Source organism: Pseudomonas sp. FBCC-B1667, assembly GCF_059133255.1.
This window is the reverse complement of sequence record NZ_CP101437.1, coordinates 5,066,613-5,090,428: the sequence shown is the minus strand read 5'-3', so window position 1 is coordinate 5,090,428 and position 23,816 is coordinate 5,066,613. Positions and strand designations below refer to the sequence as shown.

General features: G+C 58.2%; 27 protein-coding genes. 6 read left to right on the top strand and 21 right to left on the bottom strand.

The window, feature by feature from the left end; all coding sequences use genetic code 11:
* Positions 1-129 precede the first annotated feature (129 nt).
* The 4 genes from NL116_RS23515 to NL116_RS23500 form a co-directional block, all read right to left on the bottom strand.
* Positions 130-852, bottom strand: coding sequence for a TylF/MycF/NovP-related O-methyltransferase (locus NL116_RS23515; RefSeq protein WP_494374249.1), 723 nt, complete (start codon positions 850-852; stop codon positions 130-132).
* Positions 849-1,715, bottom strand: a complete 867-nt coding sequence (locus NL116_RS23510; RefSeq protein WP_027923890.1) for a 2OG-Fe(II) oxygenase family protein — start codon at positions 1,713-1,715, stop codon at positions 849-851. The genes NL116_RS23515 and NL116_RS23510 overlap by 4 nt, the downstream gene beginning before the upstream one ends.
* Positions 1,716-1,959: 244 nt before the next feature.
* The gene (locus tag NL116_RS23505) at positions 1,960-3,579 is read right to left on the bottom strand and encodes an inorganic phosphate transporter (RefSeq protein ID WP_494374248.1); all 1,620 of its coding nucleotides are present in this window, start codon (positions 3,577-3,579) and stop codon (positions 1,960-1,962) included.
* 152 nt (positions 3,580-3,731) lie between these two features.
* Entirely contained in the window at positions 3,732-4,754 is a 1,023-nt protein-coding gene (locus tag NL116_RS23500; protein WP_494374247.1) for a transporter, read from the bottom strand.
* A 273-nt stretch (positions 4,755-5,027) separates the two neighbouring features.
* Here NL116_RS23500 and NL116_RS23495 point away from each other — a divergent pair, with 273 nt between their 5' ends.
* The gene (locus NL116_RS23495) at positions 5,028-6,650 is read left to right on the top strand and encodes a methyl-accepting chemotaxis protein (protein WP_494374246.1); all 1,623 of its coding nucleotides are present in this window, start codon (positions 5,028-5,030) and stop codon (positions 6,648-6,650) included.
* A 111-nt stretch (positions 6,651-6,761) separates the two neighbouring features.
* The gene (locus NL116_RS23490; protein WP_494374245.1) at positions 6,762-7,190 is read left to right on the top strand and encodes a hypothetical protein; all 429 of its coding nucleotides are present in this window, start codon (positions 6,762-6,764) and stop codon (positions 7,188-7,190) included.
* Here NL116_RS23490 and NL116_RS23485 read toward each other — a convergent pair.
* From NL116_RS23485 to NL116_RS23475, 3 genes are all read right to left on the bottom strand, one after another.
* Positions 7,187-8,365, bottom strand: a complete 1,179-nt coding sequence (locus NL116_RS23485; protein WP_494374244.1) for a GAF domain-containing sensor histidine kinase — start codon at positions 8,363-8,365, stop codon at positions 7,187-7,189. The two genes, NL116_RS23490 and NL116_RS23485, sit on opposite strands and share 4 nt — an antisense overlap.
* 126 nt (positions 8,366-8,491) lie before the next feature.
* A complete protein-coding gene (locus NL116_RS23480; protein WP_494374243.1) occupies positions 8,492-8,809 on the bottom strand; it encodes a PepSY domain-containing protein in 318 nt (105 codons plus the stop codon).
* 98 nt (positions 8,810-8,907) lie between these two features.
* Positions 8,908-10,035 carry a glycerophosphodiester phosphodiesterase gene (locus tag NL116_RS23475; RefSeq protein WP_494374242.1) on the bottom strand — a complete coding sequence of 376 codons (1,128 nt, stop codon included), beginning with the start codon at positions 10,033-10,035 and terminating at the stop codon, positions 8,908-8,910.
* A gap of 236 nt (positions 10,036-10,271) precedes the next feature.
* Between NL116_RS23475 and NL116_RS23470 the strand changes: the two genes are divergently transcribed.
* Positions 10,272-10,598 carry a DUF2025 family protein gene (locus NL116_RS23470; RefSeq protein ID WP_494374241.1) on the top strand — a complete coding sequence of 109 codons (327 nt, stop codon included), beginning with the start codon at positions 10,272-10,274 and terminating at the stop codon, positions 10,596-10,598.
* 125 nt (positions 10,599-10,723) lie between these two features.
* Here the strand turns inward: NL116_RS23470 and NL116_RS23465 are convergent, their stop codons facing one another.
* Both NL116_RS23465 and NL116_RS23460 read right to left on the bottom strand, forming a co-directional pair.
* The gene (locus NL116_RS23465) at positions 10,724-11,032 is read right to left on the bottom strand and encodes an antibiotic biosynthesis monooxygenase family protein (RefSeq protein ID WP_494374240.1); all 309 of its coding nucleotides are present in this window, start codon (positions 11,030-11,032) and stop codon (positions 10,724-10,726) included.
* Positions 11,029-11,736, bottom strand: coding sequence for a CTP synthase C-terminal region-related (seleno)protein (locus tag NL116_RS23460; RefSeq protein WP_494374239.1), 708 nt, complete (start codon positions 11,734-11,736; stop codon positions 11,029-11,031). The genes NL116_RS23465 and NL116_RS23460 overlap by 4 nt, the downstream gene beginning before the upstream one ends.
* A gap of 15 nt (positions 11,737-11,751) precedes the next feature.
* Here NL116_RS23460 and NL116_RS23455 point away from each other — a divergent pair, with 15 nt between their 5' ends.
* The gene (locus NL116_RS23455) at positions 11,752-12,693 is read left to right on the top strand and encodes a LysR family transcriptional regulator (RefSeq protein ID WP_494374238.1); all 942 of its coding nucleotides are present in this window, start codon (positions 11,752-11,754) and stop codon (positions 12,691-12,693) included.
* A gap of 5 nt (positions 12,694-12,698) precedes the next feature.
* On the opposite strand, the gene NL116_RS23450 is transcribed toward NL116_RS23455, so the two are convergent.
* Both NL116_RS23450 and NL116_RS23445 read right to left on the bottom strand, forming a co-directional pair.
* The gene (locus tag NL116_RS23450; protein WP_494374237.1) at positions 12,699-13,232 is read right to left on the bottom strand and encodes a DUF1003 domain-containing protein; all 534 of its coding nucleotides are present in this window, start codon (positions 13,230-13,232) and stop codon (positions 12,699-12,701) included.
* Between the two features lie 120 nt (positions 13,233-13,352).
* Positions 13,353-13,970 carry a TetR/AcrR family transcriptional regulator gene (locus tag NL116_RS23445; RefSeq protein ID WP_494374236.1) on the bottom strand — a complete coding sequence of 206 codons (618 nt, stop codon included), beginning with the start codon at positions 13,968-13,970 and terminating at the stop codon, positions 13,353-13,355.
* Between the two features lie 214 nt (positions 13,971-14,184).
* Here NL116_RS23445 and NL116_RS23440 point away from each other — a divergent pair, with 214 nt between their 5' ends.
* Complete coding sequence (locus tag NL116_RS23440) at positions 14,185-15,243, top strand: MBL fold metallo-hydrolase (RefSeq protein ID WP_494374235.1); 1,059 nt, start codon at positions 14,185-14,187, stop codon at positions 15,241-15,243.
* 47 nt (positions 15,244-15,290) lie between these two features.
* Here NL116_RS23440 and NL116_RS23435 read toward each other — a convergent pair whose 3' ends face one another.
* The 3 genes from NL116_RS23435 to NL116_RS23425 all read right to left on the bottom strand — a co-directional run bounded on the left by NL116_RS23435 (position 15,291) and on the right by NL116_RS23425 (position 16,741).
* Positions 15,291-15,551: an XRE family transcriptional regulator gene (locus NL116_RS23435; RefSeq protein ID WP_494374234.1), complete on the bottom strand. Its 261-nt coding sequence runs from the start codon at positions 15,549-15,551 to the stop codon at positions 15,291-15,293.
* Between the two features lie 11 nt (positions 15,552-15,562).
* Positions 15,563-15,880: a helix-turn-helix domain-containing protein gene (locus tag NL116_RS23430; protein ID WP_494374233.1), complete on the bottom strand. Its 318-nt coding sequence runs from the start codon at positions 15,878-15,880 to the stop codon at positions 15,563-15,565.
* A 93-nt stretch (positions 15,881-15,973) separates the two neighbouring features.
* Positions 15,974-16,741, bottom strand: coding sequence for an AraC family transcriptional regulator (locus NL116_RS23425; RefSeq protein ID WP_494374232.1), 768 nt, complete (start codon positions 16,739-16,741; stop codon positions 15,974-15,976).
* Positions 16,742-16,853: 112 nt separating this feature from the next.
* On the opposite strand from NL116_RS23425, the gene NL116_RS23420 reads away from it, so the two are divergent.
* Positions 16,854-17,669, top strand: coding sequence for a sulfite exporter TauE/SafE family protein (locus NL116_RS23420; protein WP_494374231.1), 816 nt, complete (start codon positions 16,854-16,856; stop codon positions 17,667-17,669).
* A 6-nt stretch (positions 17,670-17,675) separates the two neighbouring features.
* On the opposite strand, the gene NL116_RS23415 is transcribed toward NL116_RS23420, so the two are convergent.
* The 7 genes from NL116_RS23415 to NL116_RS23385 form a co-directional block, all read right to left on the bottom strand.
* Positions 17,676-18,608: a hypothetical protein gene (locus NL116_RS23415; protein ID WP_494374230.1), complete on the bottom strand. Its 933-nt coding sequence runs from the start codon at positions 18,606-18,608 to the stop codon at positions 17,676-17,678.
* A 151-nt stretch (positions 18,609-18,759) separates the two neighbouring features.
* Positions 18,760-18,987 (bottom strand): DUF7683 domain-containing protein, encoded by a 228-nt coding sequence (locus NL116_RS23410; RefSeq protein WP_494374229.1) that lies wholly within the window; start codon positions 18,985-18,987, stop codon positions 18,760-18,762.
* Complete coding sequence (locus tag NL116_RS23405; protein ID WP_494374228.1) at positions 18,984-20,162, bottom strand: colicin E3/pyocin S6 family cytotoxin; 1,179 nt, start codon at positions 20,160-20,162, stop codon at positions 18,984-18,986. The genes NL116_RS23410 and NL116_RS23405 overlap by 4 nt, the downstream gene beginning before the upstream one ends.
* Positions 20,163-20,632: 470 nt before the next feature.
* Positions 20,633-20,887 carry a colicin E3-like toxin immunity protein gene (locus NL116_RS23400; RefSeq protein WP_494374227.1) on the bottom strand — a complete coding sequence of 85 codons (255 nt, stop codon included), beginning with the start codon at positions 20,885-20,887 and terminating at the stop codon, positions 20,633-20,635.
* 7 nt (positions 20,888-20,894) lie between these two features.
* On the bottom strand, positions 20,895-22,112 hold the full coding sequence (locus NL116_RS23395) for an S-type pyocin domain-containing protein (RefSeq protein WP_494374226.1): 1,218 nt from the start codon (positions 22,110-22,112) through the stop codon (positions 20,895-20,897).
* A 191-nt stretch (positions 22,113-22,303) separates the two neighbouring features.
* Positions 22,304-23,017 (bottom strand): HNH endonuclease, encoded by a 714-nt coding sequence (locus tag NL116_RS23390; RefSeq protein WP_494374225.1) that lies wholly within the window; start codon positions 23,015-23,017, stop codon positions 22,304-22,306.
* Between the two features lie 113 nt (positions 23,018-23,130).
* Complete coding sequence (locus tag NL116_RS23385) at positions 23,131-23,664, bottom strand: BRO-N domain-containing protein (RefSeq protein ID WP_494378121.1); 534 nt, start codon at positions 23,662-23,664, stop codon at positions 23,131-23,133.
* Positions 23,665-23,816 lie beyond the last annotated feature (152 nt).

The window sequence follows — 23,816 nt, the reverse complement described above, 5'->3', positions numbered from 1 at the left end:
GCAAAACGCATAACCTGAAGGAGATTATGTGCAGGAGTGAGCCTGCTCGCGATAGCGGTGGTTCAGTCAACGGTGATGTTGAATGTTATGGCCTCATCGCCAGCAGGCTCGCTCATACAGGGTTATGCGTTAGACGTGGAAGTAGCCCACGCACGAATCAAACGGCAAACGCTTCAGCTCGATCTTGTTTAGGTCCAGCACTTCGCGCAGGGCTTTGGTTTCGCCCGGGAAGTTGCGGTAAGCCACTTCGTCCAGGACCACGATCGCACCTTTTGGCATGTACGGCAGGAAGGTTTCCAGCGCGACTTTGGTCGATTCGTACAGGTCGGTGTCGAGGATCAGCATGGCCACGACCAGGTCAGGACGGCTCTTCACCCACTCCGGCACAGTCTTGACGATGTCACCCTTGACCAGCTCGCAACGCGGGATGCGGTTGACCGGGCGCAGCAAGTCGTTGGCGTCGATCATGTCCTGGATCAGCGACTGGTCGGTGTCGGAGAACATGGTCTCGTTGACGTCGGCCGGGTCTTCTTTCTTGTCGATGCTCTGGAAGCCTTCGAAGGTGTCGAAGCCAACGATCGAACGGTTGATTGCGTACGGTTCCAGGATCATCGACAAGTGCATGTACAGCATCAGCGAGTTGCCCTTGTACACGCCGCACTCGATGATCGCGCCCGGTACTTCAGCGACTTTCTTGAACAGTTCCATGCGCGACAGGGCAGCGGTCACGCCGATGCGGTTGGCGAACACGAACGGGGCGTCGGCCACGTACTCGGCATCGACCCGTTTCAGAACGTTGGCACGGGTTTCGTTGTACTGGGCCTCGGCAGGCGTGATGCGACGCTTGGTCATTGCTGGATTCCTTGGAAATTCGAAAAGTCGTGGGCGTGGAAATAGTCTTTGAAACCGGCGCCGACGTCAGGGCAGGCGCTGTCGACGTTGATGGCGCCACGCTTGTGCTTGAGGTCATCGAGGTGCATCAGGCGGAAATCCACGCTGAAGCGGGTTTGATCGGTGTGATTGGCGACTGTGCCGTGCAGGTGCGAGCCGGAGAAAATCAGCATCTCACCGGTGTTGCCGGCGATGCGCACTTCAGAGGCGGTATTGATCGCCTCCAGTGGCACCGGGTGCACGCGGACTTCCTCCTTGAGGTTGTCCTTGGCCTTGTGCCGCTGGTTGCTGATCCAGTCGTTGAGGCTCCATTCGCTGGAGGTGTTCTTCACCGGCACGTCGAAGTAACCGGCGTTGATCATCATGGTCTGGTCGGGGCGAATGGTGTGCACCGGCATCCAGGTGTTGATCTGGCAATCGACGCTGCCGTACCACGTGTCGCGGTGCGGCTTGTAGGCGTAGCTGACGCCAGCGTGCAGGTAGTCATAGTTCGGCACCACGCGAATGCGCGGCACGTCGAAAATATACTCGCGCGGGTCGACGCCGATCTCATCGATAAACGACAGGATCAGGTCCTTGGCGCGCTGGCTGTTGGTGAACTGGCCCTTGAGACGCGTTACCAACACCACGAATTCTTCCACCGGCATCAGCGTGTGCAGGGCCTGATGGTTGGTCTCACCGTCGAAAGCGGCGGTGATGCTTTCCTGAGCGAACGCACACAGCTCTTTGGCCGCGCGCAGCTGAGTGTTCAGGAAGATGTCGCCGGCGTAGATGGCTTCTTTGAAGTCAGCTTTTTGCTGAAGCTGATTGATATACAGATTCACGATCCCACTCCTGAATACATCGAGTCTCTTAAGAATCGGCAACACGTTAGCAAACTGAAGTGCCAACTGGCGGGTAGTAGATCAATAAATGTGTAATCGCCCGTATTTGCGACGAAATGCTTTTCATAGGCGATAAAAAACCTGTGGGAGCGAGCCTGTTCGCGAAGAGGGCTGTCAGCCGATACACATGCAGCTGACATTCCGCCTTCGCGAGCCGGCCCGCTCCCACAGGGTCTTGAGTAGGTCAGAACAGTTGGGTGAACAACCAGTACAGGCTGCCTGATAACAGGATCGCGGCGGGCAAGGTCAGCACCCAGGCCATCAGCAGGTTGCGGATGGTCTTCATCTGTAAACCGCCCCCGTTGGCGACCATGCTCCCGGCCACGCCCGACGACAACACATGGGTGGTCGACACCGGCAGGCCGAACATATCCGCCGCGCCAATCGTCAGCATCGCCACGGTTTCCGCCGAGGCGCCCTGGGCGTAGGTCAGGTGCGTCTTGCCGATCTTTTCCCCGACCGTCACGACGATGCGCTTCCAGCCCACCATGGTGCCCAGGCCGAGCGCAATCGCCACCGCGATCTTCACCCACAATGGAATGAAGCGCGTCGAGTTGTCGATCTGCTGCTTGAACAATTGCAGCTTGCCGCGGGTGTCGGCGTCGAAGTTACCGACCTTGTTCTTGTCCATCAGGCGAATGGTTTCGCTGGTCAGGTACATGTCGTTTCGCACGTTGCCCACGGCCTCGGCCGGCACTTTGGACAGCGAGCCGTAACCCTTGACCTGCGCGCCGATGCTGCCGGTGAGGGCGGCGAGCGCCGGGACCAGTTGCGGCGTGGCTTCCTTGCTGCGCACGTATTCGGAGAGTACCGGGCGCGGGTCGGCCGGGGCCGACATCGGCGCGCTTTTGACCAGCGCTTGCTGGGTGACTTCAGCCACGGCCGCGAATTGCAGCGCCTGATCGGCCGGCATGGTGCGGTTCAGCGCGTAAGCCATGGGCAGCGTGCCGACCAGAATCAACATGATCAGGCCCATGCCTTTCTGGCCATCGTTGGAACCGTGGGCGAACGAGACACCGGTGCAGGTCACAATCAACATGCCGCGAATCCACCATGGCGGTGGCGTGTTGCCGACCGGCGCCTTGTACAGCGCGCGGTTCTTGACGAATGCACGCAAGGCCAGCAGCAACAGCGCGGCAAAGCCGAAGCCGACCAGCGGCGACAACAGCAACGCATAGCCGATCTTGGTCGCCTGCGCCCAATCCACGCCACTGGTGCCGTCGTGACCGTGCATCAGGGCATTGGCCACGCCGACGCCGATGATCGACCCGATCAACGTGTGCGACGAAGAGGCCGGCAAGCCTAGCCACCAGGTGCCGAGGTTCCACAGGATCGCGGCGATCAGCAGGGCGAAGATCATCGCGAAACCGGCGGACGAGCCGACCTGCAGAATCAGTTCCACCGGCAGCAGGGCAATAATGCCGAACGCCACCGCACCACTCGACAGCAGCACACCGAGGAAGTTGAAGAACCCGGACCACGCCACCGCAAAGTTCGGCGGCATCGAGTTGGTGTAAATCACCGTGGCCACAGCGTTGGCGGTGTCGTGGAAACCGTTGACGAATTCAAAGCCCAGCGCGATCAGCAACGCTACGCCCAACAGCAGAAACGGGGTCCAGGTGGTCACCACCGTGCCGAGTTCGTGCATGTCGTGCATCAGGCTGTAAGCGGTGAACAGCAGCCCGCTGGCCAGCACGCCGAAAAACACCACCAGGGTGAACAGGCTGGGCTTTTTATCGAGTTGGGGCTTGGCGCTACGGGCAGTGGAGGCCGGAGTATCAGCGGGGTAGGAAGGCGTAGCCATAACGGACAATCCTGATGAGGGAGGTGTGTCAGTGATAGTCGTTGCTAATTGTTACAGAGAGACTGCTTCAGGTCAGGGGTTGGGGTTTTTGTAGTCCGCTGATCTGAAGTGCACCAGGAGGTCGAATAACTCCCACAGGATTTGCGGTGTCTTCAATAATCCTGGCGCTTGCGAAACGCCCAGCGTCCGGCCAGCACGGTAAAGGTTGCGACCAGTGCCACCAGGATCCAGAACCCTTCGGGATCGCCGGACAGAGGAATACCGCCGACGTTCATGCCAAAGAAACCGGCAATGATGTTGATCGGCAACGCCAGCACCGTCACCACCGTCAGCGTAAACAGCGTGCGGTTGCTCTGTTCGTTGAGGTTGGCGGCGATTTCTTCCTGCAGCAGCTTGATCCGCTCCCCCAGGGCCGTGAGGTCGTTGATGATCAGCGCAAACTCCTCGGTGGACTTGCGCAGCTCCTTGACGTCCTCCTTCTGCAGCCATTGCGGCGGTCGATTGAGCAAGCGCAGCAACGACCCCGGCTCCAGCGCCAGCAGGCGTTGCAGGCGCACCAGCACCCGGCGGTTGGCGCCCAGTTCAGCGCGGTTGGTCGACAGCCGCGACGACAACAGTTCATCTTCGATCTGATCGACACTCTGGCTGGTCTTGCGCACGATTTGCGTCAGCACCTCGCCCTGATCGCGCAGCAGATGCACGAGCAGTTCCAGTGGCGAACGAAAACACTCACCGGCCTTCACCGACGAGCGCAACTTGTCCACCGAGTGCAGCGGTTGCAGGCGCGCGCTGATGATCAGCCGACTGCGGGCGCATACCCACAGCGTCGAAACATCCGAGGAGACCATGCTGCTGAGGTTGAACACCACATCGTTGACCACCGCCAACAAGGCCGAATCCACGTGCTCGATACGCGTCGAGCGCGAACCTTCGTGCAGCGCTTCGAAAAACTCGTCGGGCAACTCCAGATGGCTTTTCATCCAGCGCTCGCACGCGGCGTGCGCCAGGTTCAGGTGCAGCCAGAGGAATTCTTCGCTGTCGTCGGGTTGTTGCAGGCATTGCAGCGCCTTGGCCGAATCGATCTCGCGACCGCGTTCACCAGGGCGAAAACTAAACCCGTAGAGCAGGCCGAACAGATCGGTGTCGCGATGGCTTTGGTCGATGCTGTGGTTCATGAGTGCTCGCAAGGGCGTCGCCTGTCGCGGGTTTTACAGGTTCACTTGAGCGGCATCATCGCAATGATTTTTGACAGTTATGTGACAGGTCAATGAAGGCTAAATAGTGGCCATACCGATGGTCGGATTTGATTAAAGAACGGCTCTGGCACGCCGATCTCGCTAACGTTAACGTGCGCGCCTTTGGCCACGAGCCAGGCCGCAGACAGGGATGTCCGGACACCTTTCACGCCCTGTCACGGCGTGTCTCACCCCTGTCATGAGTATCACTCGATGCTGCAAAAATCCCTGAGAGCACAAATCCTCGCCTTGTTGAGCGGCAGCCTGCTGGCGATGTTGCTGATCGCACTGGCTTGCTTTCATTTCCTGTCCAGCGGTGTTCAGAGTTACGCGAATCTGATCGATGGCCCGCTGCACACGTCCCAGTTGATCGATGAAGCCAACCTGCAATTCAAGGTGCAGGTTCAGGAATGGAAAAACGTCCTGCTGCGCGGCAAGCAACCGGCGGACCTGGACAAACACTGGAAGCAATTCGAAGACCGCCAGCGCGATGTGCAAAGCATCCTCGGTGAACTGGCCGGGCAGAAAGGCATGGAGCCGCAACTCAAGACCCGCATCGAACGCCTGCGTGATGAACACCGCATGCTCGGCGCCGCTTACCAGAAGGGTCGTGATGCCTACGTCGCTGCCGGTGCCGACCCGACTGCTGGCGACACCGCTGTGAAAGGGGTGGACCGTGCGGCCAGTGATCAGATGAGCGAACTGGTCGTTGAGCTGCGCAAGCAGGGCGCCGAGGAATCGAAGCTGATCAGTGCCGACGCCGACCGCACCATATTGCTCGGGATCATCGTGATGCTTGCCTCGGGCTTGCTGATCGGGCTGTTGAGCCTGTGGCTGGTCAACCGCAACCTGGTCGAACCGATTCGCAAACTGATCGAATACGTCGCGCAACTCAGCCAGGGCAAATTCTCCGACCGCGTGGCCAGCACCCGTCAGGATGAGCTGGGCAAACTGGCGGTCGCCGCCAATACCCTGCGCGATTTCCTCGCCGAAACCTTCAGCCATTTGCAGCGCAGCGCCAAGGATCTGGACAGTGCCAGTGGCGAACTGAACTCCATCGCTACGCTGATGGCCGGTGGCACCAACGAACAGTTCAACCGCACCGATCAAGTGGCCACGGCGATGAACGAAATGTCGGCCACCGCGCAAGAGGTTGCCCGTCACGCCGCCGACGCCGCGCGCGCTGCCGACGACGCGGATCAGTCCGCGCAGCAGGGCGAAAAAGTCATGCAGGGCACCATCCACACCATCACCCAGATGCGCGGTGAAATCGCCAACACCGCCACGGTCATTCGTCAGCTTGAAACCGACAGCGGCCGCATCGGCAAGGTGCTGGAGGTGATTCGCGGCATCGCCGAACAGACCAATCTGCTGGCGCTCAACGCCGCCATCGAAGCGGCCCGTGCCGGTGAAGCCGGACGCGGTTTTGCGGTGGTCGCCGATGAAGTGCGCAGCCTGGCCCAGCGCACCGCGGCCTCGATCATTGAGATCAACCAGATCATCCTGACCGTGCAAACCGGCGCAGTGGACGCGGCGCAGGCGATTGAAAGCGGGCAGTCACGCAGTGAAGAAAGCGTCCAGCAAGTGACCGAGGCCGGTGCGATGCTGGAGCGGATCACCCAGGCCGTCGAAGCGATTCGCGACATGAACCGCCAGATTGCCACCGCTGCCGAAGAGCAAACCTCGGTCGCCGAGGACATCTCGCGCAACCTCACCGAGATCACCAGCATCGCCAGTACCAATCTGGACAACGTGCAACGCACCGAAGCGGCGAGCCACAACCTGCACGGGTTGTCCTCGCAGTTGAATGACGTGACGGCGCGTTTGAGCGCGTAACGCCGATGGCTGTGTACCGCCTCGCTTGCCGAGTCGGTACTCAGCCGATCTCAATTGTGGTCAAACCATGTCGATGAGGGAGATACCCAAAACCCACAGTGGATAAATCCCATGGTCAGCATCACCTCTGTCTCGATCAACCAGACTCTCACCCCCTCCACCAGCAAAACCTCGATCAGCGATCCCGGCGCAGATACCTCCGTCACCGCCACGCCTTCCGACGACACCAAAGTGGCCGCCGGTGGCGCCCCCGCGTCGAGCGACAGAAGTTCCAGCAGCAGTGAAGAACCCGAAGCGGTGAAAACCTTGCGCGAGCAAATCGCCAAATTGCAAAAGCAGATGCAGGAACAACAGCAGCAACTGCAAGCGGTCCAGGCGAAACAGGAAGACGCCGACGCGAAAGCGGTTGATGTGGCAGCCGCTCAGTCACAGATTGCGACCACGTCGGGTTCGTTGCAGACGGCGACGGCGGCGTTGTTGCAGGCGTTGCAGGATTCCGATTCTAGTACGTCGGGTTCGCTGGTCAGTACCAGCGCTTAAGCCTGTACAGGCAGGCTGAATGTAAACGTCGTGCCCTGTAGCGCGGTCGAGACCACGTCCAGTTTTCCTCCGTGGGACTGGGCAATCTGACTGGCAATGTACAAGCCCAACCCGAGGCCAGTCTGCGGTGTGTCGCTGGCCGGTCGCGAGTAGGGGCGGAACAGGTACGCCAATGCGTCTTCGGCAATCAGCCCGTGATTGTTTACGCTCAGTACGAAATGTTCGTCCTTGATCTGCGCATTGACCTCGATCGGACCTTGGGGATCGCCGTGAGTTACCGCGTTCGCCACCAGATTCGACAGCAGCTGGGCGACGCGTTCGCGGTCGCACGGGACGTTGCGCACATCGCCGATGGAAGATGTTATGACCCGGTCCGGGTGAACACTCTGCACCTCGGAAATTACATGCCGTAAAACCGCATCCAGATCCGCGCAGGGTTCGATGTTCACCGGAATGCCATGGCCAAAGGAGCCGCGAGCGAAGTCCAGCACGTCATCGACCAGTCGGGTGGCGCGTCGGGCACTGGTGAGGATGTGCCGGGCCCGTTGCTGATTGGCCGGCTCAGGCAGTTTGCGCAGGAGCATTTCGGCGCCGGCACTGATGGCGAACAGAGGGTTGCGCAGATCATGGCCGAGCACGGCGATGAACTGTTCGCGCAGCGTCGAGGTTTCACGTTCCTGCTTGAGCGCCGCTTCGGTGTGCTGCTGGTTTTCTTCGGCTTCGATTTGCAGCGCGAGCATCCGGGCAAAGGATTCCATGGTGCTCTGGATCGTGCTGGATTTGAGCGGCGCAGGGTTGGGGTCAAGCGCGCAGAGGGTGCCGAAAAAGCGCCCGTCGGTGCGGAAGACCGGCACCGAGATGTAGCTTTCGAACTGATAAAGACGAGGCGTGTGGTGATTGTGGTAGAGCGGGTCTTCACTGGCCTTGTCGATCACCACCGACTGATGAGCCTGGCGAATTTCGTGGCACAGTGTCGAGACCACGTCCAGCTCACCGCCGACCTGTAAACCGAAGTTCAGTCGGTCAAGCACGGCGCAAGCGATCCAGGAATTTTCCGTCACACGCGCCACCGCGCAGAAACGCAGGCCCGTCAGCTCGTGAATCACTTGAAGGATCGCCGGCACCGCGCTGATCCGACCGATCGTGGCGATGTCTGCTGCCGCTGTTTGCCCCATATCGATCAATCCCTGCGTGAATACCGTGGACCGATTCTAGCGGGCCGGCGGCGTGTTGGCTCGCGCTGAATTCGGGACACAAAAAAGCCGCACGATTCGGCAAAATCGTGCGGCTTTCAAGTGGGTTTACTTGTCCTGTTTGTTGCTCAGGACTTTGCCGGTGGCGGCATCGACATCGACTTCCCACTTGACGCCTTTGGCATCGCGTAGCTCAACCTGATAGACGTAAGCGCCAGCGGCGGTGTGCTCAAGTTCAGTGTCCGTGATGTTTGCGGCGGTACTGCCTGGATGCTCAGCGAGAGCGGCCTGATTGAGCTTTTGCATGTCCATGATGCTGCCATCCTTGAGTAGTCCCGGGATCAGATCCGGGCGAACGTCAGCCTGGGCCAGGCCAGCAGTGAAAGTCAGGGCGGCGGCGGTGAACAGGGCAGTCAACGTTTTCATGAAGTTCTTTCCTTGGTTTGTTCCGTTTAAGTGGGGCCAGATTAGCGATGGCTACTTAATTCATCCTTAATTTCAGAAAGCCGCACCTCGGTCCCGAATCAATACCCATTATTCTGCAGCAACTGCGCAACCGTCCCCGCCGCCGGCCGCTTGTAAAATTTCAACAACTCACTGGCGCGGTTAGTAAAGATCCCGTCCACCCCGGCGTCTGTCACCTTCTGGTAATCCACCGCATCATCAAGGGTGTACACGTGCACCAACATACCTTGATCGTGGGTGAACTGGTTCATCCACGGCTGCACCAGGTCCGAGTAGCTCTGGTCTCCACCCTGAGTCAGCGCAGCGGAAGGCCCGGTGCCGATGGCGCCCTGGGCCTTGGCGTACTCGATCCATTGCTGGAATTCGGCTTTGTCTTTCGGTTCCTGTCTGGCGTAGTAAGTGGCTTTGTCCTTGTCGCCGGAGTCGGCGAACGTCACCTTGGATTTCGGCTCGATGCTGCCTTCGCCGACCCACAACAGCAGGATCTTCGGCACTTTCGGCATCTCTTTTTGCAGCAGTTCAAGGCTGCTCTTCTCGAAGGTTTGCAGCACCACCTTGCCTTTGCCCTGGCCGACCGCCAGATCACTTTTCGCCAGTTTCGAACCGGCCGGGCTCAGCCAGCCACGGTCCTGCAACTTGTCCTTCAGGTCGCGCTCGATGCCGGGGAATTGCTTCGGCTCCTTGGTCTCGATGTACAAGCCTGGCTTGTGCAGTGGGTTGCCTTGGGCGATGTCGATGATCTCGTCCAGGGTCAGAATTTTCAGCCCGACGTAGGACGGACGCGCGCGATCCGGGTAAGCGGTGTTGAACCAACTGCCGGCGTCGAGGGTTTTCAGCTCGGCCATGGTGAACGCGTTGGCCGGGCTGTCCTTGCGATCTGGGAACCGGGTGGCGACGTCGGTGGTGCGCTGCAGGGTGTTGTCGTGCAGGGCAAACAGTACGCCGTCCTTGCTGCGTTGCAGGTCCATTTCCAGGTAATCGGCACCCAGGTCGCGGGCCAGTTTATAGGCGGCAGCGGTGGACTCGGGTGCATCGAACGACGCGCCACGGTGGGCGATCACCGCCGGGTGCGGAATGCCCAAACGGCTGGCCAGCGCGGTCGGGCTGGGTTCGTTGGCGGCCTGTGCCTGGCCGAGGCCGAGCATCAGGCTCAGCAGCAGGGCGCTTTTGGTGAAGGTAACCGGCATGTCGAGATCCTTTCGCAGAGATATTTTCAAAGACGTTTCTTTTAACAACTGAGCGCCCCTCGCGCTATCGCCAGACCGACATAAACGTGTTGAAAGCCCATTTTTTCAGCGCCGGTGTGCGCTGCTTTGCAGTACTCTTGGCCACGGCAATTTCCCCGGCAGAGGGAAAACCGTGTTGTTTTCCTTGCGTGTAAACCATCGATCACCGGTCGTTAACGACCTTTTGTGAGGTTTATATGCGCATCACTTCCGAGCTCATCTGCCAGGCCGCCGAGCAACTCAACGGCTTCGTCGGCCTCAATCGCAAGTCTGGCCATTACATCGTTCGATTCAGCGAAGACGCGTTCGGCATGGACGTGGCCGATGACGGCATTATTCCGGTCAGCGAGTTTGTCTGGGCGCCGGCGCCGGGGCCGGTCATGACACTTAAGCGTGAGCTGATTCAGGTGTTGCTGGATCAGAATATTGATGACCGGATCAACATCACCGAGCCGCTGCGGGTGTATATGCAGCGGCGGGAAGTGCCGGAGATTGTGGCGGTCAGGAGTCTTGTGCGGGGTTGAGATTTGCGGTGCTTTGGCTGGCCTCTTCGCGGGCAAGCCCGCTCCCACAGGGGTTTTGTGTACGACGCAGAACCCCTGTGGGAGCTGGCTTGCCTGCGATGGCGGCCGAAAGGACACCGCAATTTTCAGAGCTGAAACCGATAATCCCGCTCAACCCTGCACACCCGCGTCTGACACGCCGCATACCATGTCGAACGCCCACGCTCACGAATCTCACTGTGCTCGGGATGATGTTTCCACGCCAGAATCGCCGCTTCACTGGCCCAATACGAAACGGTAATCCCGAGCCCGTCTTCGCCCCGGGCCGATTCCACACCGAGAAACCCCGGTTGCTCACGGACGAGCTCCAGCATGCGCTCAGCGGCCTCGGCGTATCCCTGATCGCCTTCGGTGCGCACAGACGTGAAAATGACCGCGTAGTAAGGCGCCGTCATGATTGCTGCCTCATGCAAGCCTCGATGAAGGCACGGACCAGCGGCGGTATCGTACCTTTGAGCGCCGCACGTTCCGGCTGGAACAGCGTGGCGACAAAAAACGGATGACCGAAGAGCTCAACCGCCCGCAAATCCCCCTGGGAATCATGGCCAGCGGCGTGAAGCTGCTGGATCAAGAGTTCACGTTCGAACACAGGATTCACACCGAAGCGGCAGCGATAGCCTTCGCGTACTTCAGCCGTTTCATACGCGTTGGCGATCAACGAACCTTCAACCAACTGAATGCTGTCCTGTGCTTCCACCAGCGAACAGGTCAGCGGCGTCAAAAGCGCCCGCGCGGCATCAGGATGTGTTTCGCCATGTTCGGCATCTTCCCAACCCAACACATGGCGGGCGTACTCCAAAACGGCATGTTGAAACCCGCCGCAAGTCCCGAGGAACGGTCGCTGTTGCTCCCGGGCAAACCGGATCGCCTGTAACGCGCCGTCCATGTTGCGGTAAGGGCTGGCGGGCACGCACCAGAAGCCGTCGAACTCATGCAGCGGTGTGTCGGGGTTGATCTGGTCGGTGGCCAGCCAGTGGAATTGCACGTTCAGCTTCAACTGCTCGGCGACCATGCCGAGGGCGACGGGTATGGCTTGGTGGGCGGTGACTTGAGGGTCGTAGTCACCGATCAGGGCGACGCGGATTAAGAGGGTTTCCACGAGGGCTCTCGACGCTTGTTGATTCCTGGCACCCACTATAGATTGGCGTTCACGCACTCAATATTGGCGTTATCCCAAGTGATCAATGCAGCGACGCACTATCGGCTGGACTATCCCGACCTCGCCCTGATCCTCGCCCTGGTGCGCGGCGGCTCTCTGGCCCGGGCATCGAGCTTGTTGAAAGTCGACGTTTCTACGGTGTTTCGCGCCGTCCGCCGACTGGAAGCGGCATTGGGGCAACAATTGTTCGAAAAGAGCCGTGCCGGGTATCTGCCCACCACACTCGCGCAAACCCTGGCCGAGCAGGCCGAGCGCGCAGAACAAGCGTTGGACGCGGCGCGAATTGGTGTGGAGCAGGGCGGGGAAGTCATCAGCGGCACCGTGCGCCTGACCTGTACCGATTCGGTCCTGCAAGGTTTGTTGCTGCCGGCGCTGGCGCAATTCATGCCGTCCTACCCGGCGTTGAGCATTGAGTTGAGCACCTCCAACGACTTCGCCAACCTCAGCCGTCGCGATGCAGACATCGCTTTGCGCTTGACGCGTACACCGCCCGAGCATTTGGTCGGTCGACGTTTGGCAGATATTTCCTACCGGGTGTGTGCCAGTGAGCGGTATCTAAAGTCGGTCGACCCTGAAGACCTGGCTTCTCTGACCTGGATTGCGCCCGACGATTTCCTGCCCGACCATCCCACCGTCGCCTGGCGGCGTCAGCACTTGCCCGGTGTCACACCGGCTTATCGCTGCAACAGCATGTTGTCGGTGACCGAGTTGGTACGGTGCGGGTTAGGGGTTGCGGCTTTGCCGGATTTTTTGATCGGCGACACGTTGCGGCCATTGACCGCACCTCTGCACGGTTACGACACCGCGCTCTGGTTGCTGACCCGCCCGGACTGCCGAGCATTGCGCTCGGTGGTGACGCTGTTTGATGAGTTGGGGCGGGCGCTGCGATTGCCTTGAGCGCGTTAAGCCTTGGGCGGTTCTTTGCGCACGAAGTGCTGATGCATCTCCGAGGTCAGGTTTTCAATGCGTTCGGTGAGGGTCTTGGTCATCTCGGTGAGCCGGGTGTTTTGTTCGAGCAATTCCAACAATTGCGCGTTGTTTTTTGCGGCTTCGGCCTGACGTTCGCTGTTGGCCACGGCGATGGCCTCACGGTGTTGCGCATCGGCATCGGATTGCGCTTTGTCCCGCGCCGCCTGACGGGTCTGGGCCAGCAGAATCAGCGGCGCGGCGTAGGCAGCCTGCAGGCTGAATGCCAGGTTGAGCAGGATGAACGGGTAGACGTCGAAATGGGTCACGCCAAAGATATTGAGGCATATCCACACCGCCACGATCAGCGTCTGCGCCCCGAGAAAAGTCGGCGTGCCAAAGAACCGCGCGAACGCTTCGGCGCGCAGGGCAAATTTGTCGTTGCCGAAGGTGGGCGCGAGGTGGGCGTGAGCGCGATGGAAGCGTAAATGATCGACGACGGGTTTTTTGTCAGTGTTTGGGGTGGTCATGATGCTCTCTGCATGGCGCGGGGACTGACGATCACTATAGCCCCCGCGTCATTTTCATTCTGAAACACATTGCGCAGTTTTATTTAGCGCCGCGCCATGCAGGGGAAGGGCAGGACCGTGTCATTTTTCGCAGACCTGATAACAGGCCAGGAACATGTCCAGTGCCGACTCCACCACGGTGGTCTGCCTCTCGGGTGACAGGCCCGGCAACCCCATGGAAATCTGCGGCCAGAACGCAAAGGACTTGAGCATTCCCTGAATCTGTTGTGCAGCAAACGCGGGGTCGACCGGTTTCAATCGTCCATCGGCCTGCGCTGTGCGAATCCACACGGTCAGGTCTTCTTCACGCTCGCCCATTCTGGCGACCATGTTCTGCGCACGTTCCGGGGAATGAATCGTGGCGGCAATGGCCACCCGCGCCAGGTCGAGAAAATTGTCATCGCCGAGCATCTGCATTTTTGCCTGCAGCATCACGCGCATCTGATCGCGCAAGGGCAGGTCAGGGCGATAGGCCGTTTCCTGTCCTGACAGTACTCGCGTCCATAACTGATTGAGGATTTCGGCAAACAACTCTTCTTTGCTCGGGAAGTGGTTGTACACCGTGCGCTTCGACACGCCGGCAGTGGCGGCAATCTTGTCCATGCTGGTGATGTCGAAACCGTTGGCACGGAATTCGACAATCGCCGCTTGGATAATGGCTGCGCGTTTTCGGTCGGTGAGGCGCTGTGGAGCTGTCATAAGTTCGCTTCGGCAGGAGGCAGAGGAAAATTACACTTGGTAGTTTACTTGCCATCCGCTTTGATGCAACCTAGAAACTACACTGTGCAGTGTAATGTTTGGTTAATCATGGCCAGCGAAAAATAGATCTCCGGCTGATGCGTGCGTGCTTTGGCCATTTATCGTCCCACGGTGAAGAACTGCCCTCTTGCGGTTTTTCTGGAGTCACTCAGTCATGGCCACTTCAACTTCCCCAGCGGATAACGCCCCTACGCCTGAAGCTTCCCGTCAGGCAGAAGGGCTCTTTCGAAACCATGCCCCCGTGCAACGCGAAGGTGTTCGCAAAACGCTACGCATCATGTGGAACATGATCTTCCGCAAACCGCGCAACACCCGCCCGGCAACCCCGGTGCCGGTGCAAACCCTGACTCAGGCGGCATTGATTGCAGCACCCAACCACAGCGTCTACCGCCTCGGCCACTCCACCGTACTGCTGGAACTGCGGGACAAATTCTGGATCACCGACCCGGTCTTCGCCGAGCGTGCTTCACCGGTGCAATGGGCCGGCCCAAAGCGCTTCCACCAGCCGCCGATCAGCCTGGACGAATTGCCACCGATTGAAGCGGTGATCCTGTCCCACGATCACTACGACCACCTCGATTATTACGCGGTGCTCAAACTGGCGGACAAGGCCAACTACTTCCTCACTCCGCTGGGGGTCGGCGACACGCTGATCAAGTGGGGTGTCGATGCCAGCAAAGTGCGCCAACTCGATTGGTGGCAGGGCACCGAGGTGGACGGCATCCGGTTCATCGCCACCCCGTCACAACACTTTTCGGGGCGCGGTTTGTTCGACGGCAACAGCACGCTCTGGGCCTCATGGGTGATGATCGACGGCGACACGCGGATCTTCTTCAGCGGCGACAGTGGCTATTTCGACGGTTTCAAACGTATCGGCGAACAGCACGGCCCGTTCGACCTGACGCTGATGGAAACCGGCGCCTACAACGTCGAGTGGCCGCACGTGCACATGCAACCCGAGCAAACCCTGCAAGCGCACATCGACCTCAAAGGGCGTTGGTTACTGCCCATTCACAACGGCACTTTCGACTTGTCGATGCACGCCTGGTTCGAGCCCTTCGACCGCATCCTGGCGTTGGCCTGGGAGCGCAATGTGTCGATCACCACGCCGCAAATGGGCGAGGCGTTCAACGTGATGTATCCGCAACGCGGGAGTGCGTGGTGGTTCGGGACGGAAAGTGAACGCGATCAGGTCATCGCGCAGAACGCGTGATGATTGAATGCCGGGCCGAAGGAAGCGGCCCGGGTTCCACCTCCAGACTAGCTCCGCGCATCGAGTAGCGGGTTCAGATATTCCGAGATCTTTGCCACGGTGAAATCGCGAAATTTCCCAAGGAGCATGTCATTCAACTCCTCCTCAGACAGTCCGAGCTTTTGCGCCGCCTCACGCTTGGCCAACCGACCGGTTTCCAGCAGTATCCCGATCTTCATAACGTACTCAGACTTGGCCCGCATCTCGCCCGCATCGGGATCACCGAGCGCCTCATAAATGCGATTGTCACTTCCATCGACTTCAATCATCCGCTGACACCTCACTCAACCATCGCATAATCCGCCCGCCCGACCGGGTTCGGCGTAGTCCCTTTCACATTCATCCCGCGCCCCGGCGCGAACCCCGGGAAAAACACCAACCCCTGCGCTTCAAAGCAATACGCCAACGCCAGCCGAGTGACATCCAGCACATCGCGCCTGGCCTCAAACCGCTCGATGGCCTCTACCGAAACCGCGGATTCTCGAGCCAGCTCATCCACACTCCAACCCAGCATCGCTCGGGCCTGGGCGCAGTGGGCCGGGGTGAATTGGAAGAGGGCGATACGTTCCAGGGTGATTTTCATCGCATGAGAGGCCATGGTGTTCTCCGGGCTCGAGAGTGCTGATTCAAAATGTACTGTGTTTTTGTACAGTTGTTTTGCGCCCGGATCAAACTCATTTTTCGATTTTTGCTATTTCGCGGCTTCCATCCAGACGGACGGTGGCTGCCCCAGTACACGACGAAACATAGTCGAGAACGCCGCTGGGCTGTCATAACCGAAATCCAGCGCGATGCGCGTTACCGCAGTGCCCGACGCCAACCGCGCCAGGGCCAGCACCACGCAGGCACGCTGCCGCCATTGACTGAAGCTCAGGTCGGTCTGTTGTCGAAACAACCGGTTAAACGTCCGCAGGCTGATGTGCAATTGATCGGCCCATTGCTGCGGCGACTGGTGAGCATTCGGCTGCCGCAGAAACGCCTGACACAACCCCAGCAACCGCGCATCGACAGGCAACGGAATATGCAACGGCAGGTGAGTGCTGCGCATCAGTTCGTGTAGCAGCAAGTCGATCAGTGCAACGTCGCGCCCGGCCTCGTCGTACAACAGCGGGATCTCCACCGCCTCCATCAACAAATGCCGCATCAACGGCGACACACTGATCACTTGGCAACGAGCCCCCAGATCAACCGCCGCCGGTTCGATATACACGCTGCGCGTACTCACCCCAAGCATCAGCACCTCATGCGCCATCCCCGGCGGAATCCACACCGCCCGCTGAGGCGGCACCACCCAATTGCCGTCATGCGTGCTGACCTGCATCACCCCGGTGGCGCCATACAACAACTGCGCCCGCCGGTGTTTATGACGAGGCAATAAATGACCGTGGGAATAATCCGTCCCGATCGCCACCACTTTGCGAGGCGTGTCATCCAGCAGATCAATCGAAACATTGCGCACGGGGCGGCTTCCATCGGTTGGCGTAAACGCGAACATTATTGGCTGACTTGCTGAAGCAGGCCAAGGCGCATCGCTCTATCTTCGACCACTCCTATCCAACGGACGACCCGCCATGTTCTATCTCCTGCTGACACTCTTCGGCTGCATGACCGGCATCACAGCGGTGCTGTTCGGCTTCGGCGGCGGCTTCCTCGTCGTGCCATTGCTCTACCGCCTGCTCACCGTCAGCCATGGCGCCGACGACCTCATCGGCCGATCGGCAATGCACATCGCCGTTGCGACGTCGACCTGCGTGATGATCGTCAACGCGCTGGTCGCCACCGGCAAACATCACCGCGCCGGCAATCTCATTCGCCATTACCTGTGGCCATTAGGCGGGTTCATTGGTTTGGGCGCGGTGGTTGGAGCGGTCGCTGCGGTGTGGGTCAGTGGCGAGGTGATTCGCTATGCATTCATCGCGTACCTGGGCGTAACCATTGTGGATTGTCTGGTGAGACGGGGATTTCTTACACGCGCCCATAACGAAATCCCACGGCGATTGGGGAGGGCGCAAGTGTCTGGCGGCGGCGTAGGCATTGGCGCTATCGCGACGTTTCTCGGCGTGGGCGGCAGCGTCATGACCGTGCCGTTATTGCGGCGCTGTGGGTTGAGCATGAGTCAGGCGACATCCATGGCTAATCCGTTGAGCTTGCCGGTCGCGGTGGCCGGGACGGTTACTTATATGGCGATGGCGGGGTTTGCTGAGTTTGATCTGGGACCGTGGTTTATCGGCTATGTGGATCTGCTGGCGTTTGGAGTGTTGACGATGGGATCGTTGGTGGGAATTCGATTGGCCACACCCTGGATTGGGCGGATACCGGATCGAATCCATGCGAGGGTATACGTGGGTTTGCTGGTGTTGGTGATGCTCAGCATGTCTCTGAACTGAGCGCTGTTACTTATCGGCCAACCCCGGCGCTTCCCGAACAATGAAGTGATCCAGGTTCTCAATATTCGCACTCAACACCCCGAACGTCTGCTCGGGGTTTTTCTTGCTCGGCACCTGCTTCAACTCCGGCGTTACGCCATAAAAGAAGCAATACAAATCCTTCCCGCTCTCGATGGCGTGCTTGATCTCTTCCAGAAACGCTTTGCGCTTGCGGTAGTTGTCGATCAGCTTCTTGCTCAAGTAAACATTCACCGAATAAGGCTTTTTCTTCGCCTCATCCGCCTGCTTGAACCAGACCTTATGCTCGAAATCGATGCGAAAGCTCTGGGTGTAATCCTTGATCTCCTTGATCTTGCCCCAGTAAATCAGCCCCTTGTTGTCCTGCAGATACTCGATTTTTTTGAAGAAAGAACCGTACGGCGCCGTGTGCTCGCCAATCTTCAGCGGCATGCGCTTGAGCAGCTCCTTGTCCTCGAAGTTCGACACAAAGCACTCCACCGGGTGGGCGAAGACACTGGTCTTGTCCGGTGCCGTATCGCGGGGAGGGTGCTCTGAGGGATTGTCCGGCGAAACGGTTTTCGGGATGTCTCGAACTTCATCCGCCGCGCCCGCTGGGTTCGACGGCTGACGAACATACTGACGCCGGGTCAGTAACAATTCTGACGGGAAATGTTCCTCGCGACTGTCATCCGTTTCCGCACCGTCCGCGTCCATACCAGACGCCGAGGGCTTGAGACTGACATAAGGACAATCCGCCAAGTGCCGGGTGCTGGGCATGTTCTTGAAGTGCGGGGTGCGGACGTAATTCACGTTTTTGGCGTTGAAGGTTGTCAGCACATTCGCAGCATCGAATGCCGAGCGGCAGGCATCGTTGGGGCACTGGAAGTGTTCTTTGGCGGAGTCGAAGTCCATGGTTTCGTCGAAATTCAGATCGCGCACGTCATAGATCGACAGTTTGTCGTCGAGGCTGAGGCAGTAGGCGAGGTCGAATTCATAGTGGGCTCGGGTCCTTGGGTGAGAAGGGTATTAATAGCGGGAGCCGGGGCGGGTTGCACTGACTGTTTTCAAAACACCGTTAACCCATCACACGTCAATTTTGACTGGTGGTTAAAAAAAGAATGAGATCGGATGGAAACGAAACCGAGCAGGCTTGTTCAATGGCTGTAATTTGATCCTTCGTCAATTGGTAGTCATACACATAGTCCTCTTGATCCTTCCAGCCCATCAATATCGCGAGCTCCTCGCTTTTGATCGGAAGCACGTTCTCATAAGAAGCAAAGTCGTCTCCCTCATAGATACCCATCACCGTGTGCTTCATGGCTCTACCGTCCTCGTTGGCTCTGCAGGCTTTGTCTGATTGCCTGATGCGTGATCAAACTCGCCCAAGTGTTTTCCGCGTTTGTTGTATTTCTCCACTGCGCCGTGCTGGAAGTCCCATTCGTAAATCGTGCCTTTTTTATCCTTCCAACGAGGACGTAGGCCCCCGCCCTTCATGCGGGTTTTGCCTGGGGCCCATTTTGCATCCGGGAAGGCCGGCAATGTATGTGGCTTTGGGTAGTAATGATGAGAAATACTGACAACGACATAGACCGGCCTTACCCCCGACTCCACGGGAAACACCAGAATGAAATCCTTGTACTCCGGCGGATACACCGGTTTCACGATGATGCCGTCAGCCGCTTTCGTCGGCGGGTAAACCCAGATATGCGGTGCTTGCGGGGCGGCTTCCAGCGCCGGAATGCCCAGGATGCCGGAACCCTCCACAGCCGGTGTCCAGATCAGTTCAATGTCGTCACCCAGGTCAGCCACCTGCTGGCGGCCACGCAAGGTGAACTGAACGACATCAACCATTTCCCAATCGCGATTTTTGCCAGTGTAGAAGCCGTATCCCTTGAGGCTGCCGTCAGTCTGTTGCTCGACTCGCAGGCGAACGCGGGTACGGGCCTGTTTGAGCGAACGGAGTTGGTCTTCGGTGTAAAGCGAGCTGTCGCCCAGACTTGATTGTGTGACCAGCGCAACAAGGCCAACCAGCGTTGCTGTTACGGCGCTCGCAGCGACCACGGGAGCAGCGGCGAATGCCGAACCGGCCAAGGCGAGGGAGCCAAAACCGACGGGGATCGCAGTGCCACTGATCTTCTTCAGTGGTACTGCGCCTGATTCATTCGCTTCGCGAGCACCCAGCAGAATCACGTCACCGTAGTCTTTCAGGCTATCGGTCGGCACTATCCCTGAGGGATTCGAGTAATCAATGATGGCGTCCGGCAGCTTGCAGGACTTGGCGAAGACACATCCGGCTTGAGTGGGCCTTTGCTTTTCTGCGATGACCTGACGGCTACGTTCGAAAGCTTCTTGCCTTGCCAGCATGGCCTCGTACGCCTTTTGTCTGGCGTCCCGCTCGGCCAATTCGGTGGCAGTCATGTAGCGGGAGGTGACGTGATGCCCATCACCGGAGGGCGGATTATTAATCCGCGGAATGTCCTTGTTGCCTGCCACTGATCTTCCTTTCGTTCATCCATCGGCAGCCCCGGAAAAGGGGCTGCGCGACGTTAACGAACGTGGCAGATCGTGGCTGTAGGACGAATCCTGTATGACTCTAAGCGTTTTCGCTTTTCATCGGGAGGGCAGCACAATCCTTACGGCTCGCCGTCTTCGTGCACATGTGCCGATGAAGTTTTCTAGGCCATATGAGCGACACGGTTAATTTTTCCTAGTCGCTTTAATGACGACAGCGACTGTTTTGAATAATCCGGCAACAGCGGCAATACACCAAACCTGTGGGAGCGAGTCTGCCGCAGATTTCCTTGTGGCCGAGAGCGCTTGCCCGCGTTGGTCTTCGTAGCAGTCCGGGATCCCGCAAGCACGAGCTGACGAGTCGCGTTTCGTACTAAGTGAAGAAACGAGTAAACAAACCCCGATCAGGAGTCTGGTCGAGGGGGGATCTTTCAACCCACCTATCACTTCGATTACCACTTGTCTCGATAGACGAACGCTACTTGGTAGTCATAAGAAAGCAACTGTATGCGATGGCGGAAATGGGGCTGGAGAGTGCTGACCCAGTCGGGAGGTACATTGAAACCGCCATTGTTCACATTGTTTTCAATGGGCATGCCTAGCGCTTCGATAACAGAGCCATCGTCGCCAAAGTCTTTCGACAATTCTTCCCCTTCGCCCATCTCAGTTTGTTTGTCATACCATTCCAGCCTGATTTTCAGTCCCATAACGTCCTCATAAATATTTTTTGATGCTTCGATTTTTCTTCGGTGGGTCCAGCTGTTCGCCAGTCTCATAGTCGAAAGAACCTAAGTGGCTGCCATCACTTGAACGATAAGCTTCAAGTTCACCATGTAAAAAATCCCACTCGTAAATTGTTCTACCCTTCGCATCCGTCCAGCGATCCCGAAGTCCTCCCGCGTATGGCGTTTTCTTCTTTGTTCTTCTCAATCCAGGAAATGCAGTGATGTCTGCGGTTTCGGGGGCTGGGTGATAGGTGTGGCCCGCTTCGGCTGTGCCTTTGCCCCTAGCACTCACCACAATATAAACCGGTCTTACTCCCGATCCTGCCGGGAACACCAGAATGAAATCCTTGTACTCCGGCGGATACACCGGATTCACAATAATGCCGGCCGCCGCCGGTGTCGGCGGATACACCCAGATATGCGGTGCTTGCGGTGCAGCCTCCAGTGCAGGAATCCCGAGGATGTCCGAGCCATCCACGGCCGGCGTCCAGATCAGTTCAACACCTTCCCCGAGATCCGCAACCTGCTGACTGCCGCGCAATGTGAACTGCACGACATCGACCATTTCCCAATCGCGATTTTTGCCGGTGTAAAAGCCGTAGCCCTTGAGACTGCCATCGGCCTGTTGCTCGACCTGCAAACGAACGCGGGTTCTGGCCTGTTTCAGGGCGCGCAGTTGTTCTTCGGTATAGAGCGCGCTATCACCTAGGCTCGGCGTCCAGAACAACGCGACGACACCGGCCAATGTGGCGGCAGAGGCAGCCTCAAGTGCCAATAAAGGTACAGCGAGAGCCGGGGCTCTAAGTGCCAGTCGACCGATGCCGAGTGCGACGGTACTGCCGCTGATGCTTTCGAGATTCAGCAGCCCGGCATCGTCTACATCACGAGCGCCGAGCCAGGCAATTTCGCCGTAATTCTTGAGGCTGTCTGTCGGCACAACACCCGAAGGATTCGAGTAATCGATGACGGCGTCCGGCAGCTTGCAGGACTTGGCGAAGACACATCCGGCTTGAGCGGGTCTTTGCTTTTCCGCTATGACCTGCCGGCTGCGTTCGAAGGCGTCTTGCCTGGCCAGCATGGCCTCGTAGGCTTTTTGTCTGGCGTCCCGCTCGGCCAATTCGGTGGCAGTCATGTAGCGGGAGGTGACGTGATGCCCATCACCGGAGGGTGGATTCTTAATCCGCGGAATGTCCTTGTTGCCAGCCACTGATCATCCTTTCGTTCATCCATCGGCAGCCCCGGAAAGGGGCTGCGCGACGTTAACGAACATGGCTAATCGTGGCTGTAGGACGAATCCTGGATGACTCTAAGCGGTTTCTCTTTTTATCGGGAGGGCAGCGCAATCCTTACGGCTCGCCGTTTTCGTGCGCATCTGGCGATGAAGTTTTCCAAGCTCAATCACTCAAACTTCAACCGCTCCACTTTCTGAAACAGTGAAGCTGTGAACTCATCCCGGTCGCTTGAATGGTGACAACGACGGTGACAGTTCGGGCACAGCGCCACAGCATTGCTCGGACGATCCGAACCCTCCTGCGCCAAATGCTTAACGTGATGGACTTCAAGAAACGGCTCGCCATCCTTTTCAAACGGAGCGGGCTCGCCACAGCCTTCGCATCTACCGTTAGCTTGTTGGCGAACCCAAGCTCTCACCGAGGGGTCGCGAACAAAAGATTTGCCGCTGGACTGAGTTTGCTCGGGGTGCTCAATCCCCTTTGGCACGTCTTTAATCGGTTGCTTCTCAAGTTTGGCAGCTCGTTGCTCCAGTGTTTCTTCATCCGCCGTCGCGACAAAATCCTCAGGCGTCACAGTACTTGGAGCGTTGAGCGCTTCTCGGATGCTTCGCGCAACATTCGCGCCGACATTCTTGGCGGGTTTGTAACCCTTGATAGGCTCTCGACCCAACTCGGCCATGATCGTAGAGATGTTCTGCATCCGAAACTCAACCGACCCTTTGGTCCGACCGGCTAAGGCTCCCTCACGCAAGATGCGGTTCTCCTCAGTCTTAACGACTTTCTGACCACTCTGCTCGCGGGACAACATGCTGAGATAGGCGTCTACCGCAGCCTGAATCTCAATGTCAGTCCAATCGCTGTTGCTCTTTTCCGTGTCCATAAGATCGCCAAGGGCTGAAAACCCTCGGACGATACTGATTGGCCATTACGACTGTCTACGAAAATTCCTACAGAGGATAGCGACGGATCTCGCATGATCCTACAAACACATCTCTAACCCATCGAGTGCTTTGAAGGATGAAACACTTGCGCAACCTTCCGCCACCAAGACTTCGCCACCTTAGCCCGCCGTTGGGTCTGATCGTTCAACAGGTAAGGCATATCCCGAAGCCGAATCCATCCTTCATCCTGCCAGTGCAGCAAGCTCAGCGACATTTCCGGCCAATCCAACAAACTCAGCATGGGTCGATCTGAATGTCCCGAATGTTCTGCGTCGCGCAAGGCTGGCACCACCTGATGAGTCAACCACTCACGCAACAATCGATTCCCCGGAACGTAGTGATATACCAGCAGTGCATACACGCCGGATTCGCTGAGCATCAGTTGTTTGTCAGGTTGCCGGAAATACTCAATCCACAAAACGTGACGCTGATCTTTGTCGAGTTTGTTGACCATGCGTTCGCTCAGATGGATACCCATCAAGCGACCGATATCGCGAGCGCAAAACCAAGCCTGGTTTTCGAGTAGAAGGGCATGTAGGGCGAGGTTGTGACGAGAGAAGACTGTTATAGAAAAAGAATGGGACATATCCATGACCTCTACGTTTAGATTTTGGAGGGCTTGACCCCAACGTAGAGTGGATTTAAGGAATCCCAACGAGCAAAGCCATCACATTCGAGCAACACATCATCCAAAGGAGGATTGTGCGTCTGTGTTATTGACCAAGCTTCTACGTTGGG